Annotated in this window: 2 protein-coding genes; both read left to right on the forward strand. The window is 73.2% G+C overall.

Going from position 1 to position 1,349, the window contains the following annotated elements:
- A partial coding sequence (locus DEIPI_RS40845) for a ubiquitin carboxyl-terminal hydrolase 14 (protein WP_211238242.1) occupies positions 1-565 on the forward strand: 565 nt, incomplete at its 5' end.
- 139 nt (positions 566-704) lie between these two features.
- On the forward strand, positions 705-1,349 hold a 645-nt coding region (locus DEIPI_RS28545), incomplete at its 3' end, for a sucrase ferredoxin (RefSeq protein WP_045233755.1).

The raw sequence follows: 1,349 nt of genomic DNA on the forward strand, positions 1-1,349 counted from the left end.
GCGGCTGCTGCTCGTGCCCGACGACGAGGCGGAGATGGCGGGCCGCGTCGTGTCCGTCGCGCGCGCGAACTACCCGGACCTGCGGGTCGTGGCGCGCGCCGAGGACGGCCACGAGGACGACCTGCACGCGTCGGGCGCGAGCTTCGTCGTGACGGAGGAGAGAGAGCTGGCCCTCGGGTTGCTCGCGGAGGCGCTCGGCGCGGATCGGCCCCGCTCGGAGCTGACGGCGCACCTTCAGGCCGAGGCGTCCGCGCGCTCCACGCGCTTCGTGGACCTCACGCCGGTCGGGCTCACGGCGGCGCAGCTCCAGGGGACCACCTGCGCGCACGCGGCGACCACGCGGACGGTCGTGCCGCGCACGGACGGCTGCGAGGAGTGCCTTCGCGACGGGACCGGCTGGGTGCACCTGCGGGTGTGCCTCAACTGCGGGCACGTGGGCTGCTGCGACAGCAGCGTGGGAAAGCACGCGACGGCGCACCACCACGCCACGGGTCACCCGGTGATGCGTTCGCTGGAGCGCGGGGAGGACTGGGCGTGGTGCTACGTGGACGGAAAGATGGTCTAGAGGGAGGCAGGCTTTGCCTGCCTCCCGAACGAGCGGAGCGAGTGACCAGAACACGGCGGGCGCGCCTCGTGACAAGTGTCCCCTTGACGTTCCTTCGCTCCACCCCCTAGCCTTAATTTCGACCAAGTTGGTCGGAATTATGACCCAGGACCGAGCCCTCGACCTCTGCGCCCACGACTCCCGACGATCCGGCGAGGACCCCATCGGGTCCGCCGGACGCTGGGACCACGCCTTCCGCGTCGAGCTGAGCCTCGCCGCCTGGGACCGATTCCGCGACCCCGACGCGTGGAGCCCGCGCCGACGGGACCTCATGACCCGCGTCGCCGAACGCACGAAAGCCACGGGCGTCGGGCACGGCCTGCTGCTCACCGCCACCGACGAGGCGGGCGACCGTGTACGGCGCGTCACGCACTACGCACGACCCGCGCGGCGCTTCGCCGCGTACGTCCGCACCGACCACGACACCGACGAGGACGGCCTGCTCGACCTCATGGAGGACGCCCTCCTCGGGGACCGCGTGCTCCCGGAGGACGCTCCCGCCCCGCCCGACGCGACCCTGGACCTGCACGTCTGCACGCACGGCCGCGTGGACGCCGCCTGCGGCAAGCTCGGCTACCCCCTCTTCTCCGAGCTGCGCGACCGCCTCCCGGAGGCGGACGTGTGGCGCAACGGCCACTTCGGCGGACACCGTTTCGCGCCCACCCTCGTGGAGCTGCCCGCCGGGCGCGCCTGGGGACACCTCACGCCCGACGTGGCGACGGGCATCGCGCGGCGCACCCTCGCG

Origin of the sequence: Deinococcus pimensis DSM 21231, from assembly GCF_000519345.1 — a bacterium.
Classification (GTDB): Bacteria; Deinococcota; Deinococci; order Deinococcales; family Deinococcaceae; genus Deinococcus_A; species Deinococcus_A pimensis.